Here is a 1,033-nt window from a genome sequence, read left to right on the forward strand (position 1 = left end):
TAGGCTACCCAACATCCAAAATGTTTACAGAAAATCATGTAAGCATCCCCATTGTAGAAGCAAAATGTCAGTTTCAATCGCCGCTCTTTTTTGACGATGAAGTGTGCGTTCACTCTTCCGTCGTCGAATTACGTGACAAAGCGTTCAAAATTCAACATGTGTTTCTCAAAGAAGGAAGCAAAATGGCCGAAGGCTATGAAATACGCGTATGGGCAAGTTTTCAGAGTGGAAAACCAAAAGCGGTTCCCATACCGGAAGCGATCCGAAGCGCGATGACAGACATCGGGATGACTGTCTAATGTTCGTGGTAGAAAAGATTTCTAAATGATGAAGGAGGAGTCGTTGTGAAGATTGTCAATTATCGAGCAGGAGGCAACGTCCGGGCAGCTTGCATCATCGATAAAAAAATCATTGATTTGAACGACGCCTATGTCCAAATGTTAAAAGCACAAGGACAACCAAGAGCGGAAAAACTGGCGGAGGCGCTTGTACCGTCTAATACGATTGAACTTCTAGAAGGCGGCGAAAGAAGTTTAGAGGAAGCGTATAAAGCGATGGAATTTGCGCTGGCGAATGACATCGTTATCAATCGGGCGGATGTCAAAATCGAAGCGCCGATTTTAAAGCCAAACAAAATCATTTGTGTCGGCCATAACTACCGAGAACATATCTTGGAAATGAAACGAGAATTACCGAAATTTCCAGTGATTTTTGCGAAGTTTAACAATACGATTATCGGTCCGGAAGATGACATTCCATTGCCGCCAATTACCGAACAGCTCGATTATGAAGCCGAATTTGCGTTTGTGATCGGAAAGCGGGCGCGGAATGTTTCTCAGGCGGAGGCGCTGGAGTATGTGGCTGGATACACCATCGTCAACGATGTCACGGCAAGGGATTTACAACGAAGAACACTACAATGGTTACAAGGAAAAACGCTCGATGGCAGTGCACCGATGGGACCGTGGCTAGTGACGAAAGATGAAATTCCGAATCCGCACGAATTAGAAATCGTATTAACGGTGAATGGGGA

2 protein-coding genes are annotated in these 1,033 nt (G+C 44.9%); both read left to right on the forward strand.

The window, feature by feature from the left end; translation table 11 throughout:
* A partial coding sequence (locus B0I26_RS18075) for an acyl-CoA thioesterase (RefSeq protein WP_111646704.1) occupies nucleotides 1-299 on the forward strand: 299 nt, incomplete at its 5' end.
* Nucleotides 300-344: 45 nt separating this feature from the next.
* Nucleotides 345-1,033 (forward strand): fumarylacetoacetate hydrolase family protein (locus B0I26_RS18080; RefSeq protein ID WP_111646705.1); only part of this gene is annotated, 689 nt, incomplete at its 3' end.

The organism is Paranoxybacillus vitaminiphilus, assembly GCF_003259935.1.
Lineage (GTDB): Bacteria > Bacillota > Bacilli > Bacillales > Anoxybacillaceae > Paranoxybacillus > Paranoxybacillus vitaminiphilus.